The organism is Methanocalculus sp. (assembly GCF_029762515.1).
Taxonomy (GTDB): Archaea; Halobacteriota; Methanomicrobia; order Methanomicrobiales; family Methanocorpusculaceae; genus Methanocalculus.
This window is the reverse complement of the sequence record NZ_JARVGN010000445.1, coordinates 1-1,774: the sequence shown is the minus strand read 5'-3', so window position 1 is coordinate 1,774 and position 1,774 is coordinate 1. Positions and strand designations below refer to the sequence as shown.

Here is a 1,774-nt window from a genome sequence, read left to right as displayed (position 1 = left end):
AGCAAATGATGACGATATCCTCCATGCAGGCGAGACATTCGACCTCCTCATAACACTCCCAAAACCTCTCCATCCGGGGAATCGGTTTACCCTTGTGATCACACCTTCCGGAGGTGTGCCTCTACGGATTACGAGGACGGTGCCAATGCGGGTGACTGCTGTCACCACAATCCCCAATTGACAGACAATCCAAAGGGTTTATCATGTGTAAATCCGATGCATAGTCATACCAGAGGGATCCGATTGACCGATACGAACATATCAGGAATATCAGAATATGAGATTCTGAAACGCACCTTCAATGCGATAGAAGATCCGATCTTCTACCTTTCACCGGACAGCACCATCCTTCATGCCAACCCGGCATCTGCAACACTTCTCAATAAACCGCTTGAAGAGATAGTCGGATCACGGTGCTATCAGATCGTCCACCATACACCAGCAAATATCCGGGGATGCCCCTTCATCCAGGCAAAGAAGACAAAGAAGCGTGAGAGCTACACGGTGAATCTTGGACCTCACTGGTATCAGGTTGCAGTCGATCCGGTCATAGGCGATGATGGGGAGCTCATAGGCGCTGTACACATTCTCACAAATATCGACTCGATCAAAAAGATTCACGAGCTGAGGGCGGTTCTTGGAGCGATCATCGAGACAACACCTGACCCGATCATCGGCGAAACACCGGATGGGCATGTCATCTCATGGAATAAGGGTGCTGAGGAGACACTCGGATATACTGCTGAGGAGATGATAGGGGAGAGTATTCAGCGTATCATTCCAGATGAGCTGAGAAAACAGCATCTGGAGACCCTGGCAAAAATACAGAGAGGAGAGCGGGTCGAACAGATCGAAACCCGCCGTATCAGGAAAGATGGGGAAGAGATCGAACTCTCACTCTCACTCTCTCCAATCCTTGACGAACGCGGAATCACCACAGGGATCGCCGTTATCATGCATGATCTGACCGAGATCAGGAAGGCTGAACGGGCACTCCTTGCATACATAACAGAAGCAGCCCTCCGTTTGAAGAACCCAATCGAAATCATTGCCCATTCGCTTGAAGAGATCACCGATCTTCATATGGCAGGTGAGATCGATGATGAAGAACTCAATACAAGCATTCGGATCCAGGTCCGCCACGCCGAGAAGGTGATTGAAAATATCAGGGAACTTCAGCAGTCGATTGTGCTCAACCTTGATGAGATCCCACAATCATATCGGAAATTCCTGATGGACGAGGAGTAGCGGATGGGTGGAATGGAAGCAGAGGAATCGGGAATATACCTCTATATATCTGATCCGGCCCGGATGAAACAGACCAATCTGGATATTGTCACAAGCCTGACCAGCAAAGAATATGCCTGCATCATCGTCACCACAAATATCCCCTCATCACTCCTGACAAAACTCTACACAAAGAACGGGATCCCAATGGATCGTATCCATTTTATTGATGCGATTACGAAATATTCGCTTGGAAAGGTCCCAGAAGAACAGCTAAATACCACGTTCACCTCAAATCCTGGAAATCTCACTGAGCTCGGTATTGCCATCTCAGAAGCCCTGAAGAAGAGAAACGGAGATACAGCACTTATCTTTGATTCGATCAGCACCCTCCTTATCTACCTCTCCTCACCTAATATCTCAAAATTCATTCATTTTATCTCAAACAAGATCCGGCTCCTCGATATCAGGGCAGTCTATTTAAGCGCTGAAAAGGGGCTTGATCCCCTCCTGCTCACGCAGATCAGTTCAATTGTCGATGAAGTGG

Annotated in this window: 2 protein-coding genes and 1 pseudogene; all 3 read left to right on the top strand. The window is 48.1% G+C overall.

Annotation, left to right across the window (positions count from 1 at the left end):
• Positions 1-181, top strand: a pseudogene (locus tag QCH34_RS11980) (hypothetical protein); the annotation flags it as partial.
• Positions 182-243: 62 nt separating this feature from the next.
• Entirely contained in the window at positions 244-1,248 is a 1,005-nt protein-coding gene (locus tag QCH34_RS11975) for a PAS domain-containing protein (RefSeq protein WP_300334474.1), read from the top strand.
• Positions 1,249-1,251: 3 nt separating this feature from the next.
• Positions 1,252-1,774: hypothetical protein (locus QCH34_RS11970; RefSeq protein ID WP_300334472.1), on the top strand; the 523-nt coding region annotated here is incomplete at its 3' end.